This is a genomic window from Oleiphilus sp. HI0061 (genome assembly GCF_001635675.1).
Genome location: NZ_LWFE01000907.1, coordinates 1 through 270, shown reverse-complemented (window position 1 = coordinate 270; position 270 = coordinate 1). Strand labels below are relative to the sequence as shown.

Here is a 270-nt window from a genome sequence, read left to right as displayed (position 1 = left end):
GTGATGTGGAAGTTTGTGTTTACGATGGTCAAAGAGCCTTGGGTAATGGATATTTACTTCCGATGGGGCCTTTGCGTGAAAGCCAGTCTCGAATGAAGAAGCTGGACTTTCAGGTGATCAACGGTGCTGATGATTTACCTGGCGTGAATTCATCAGAGCCTTACATTCGAATGGATTTACGACCAGGCAACTTACTGCCGTTGAAGGCTGATCCCGGTCAGGATGGTCTCAATCAAGCCTTAGCTTTGGATAAATTGTCGGGTCAGCCGG

General features: G+C 47.8%; 1 protein-coding gene. It reads left to right on the top strand.

Going from position 1 to position 270, the window contains the following annotated elements:
• Nucleotides 1–270 (top strand): tetraacyldisaccharide 4'-kinase (locus tag A3735_RS29640; RefSeq protein WP_197485846.1); only part of this gene is annotated, 270 nt, incomplete at both ends.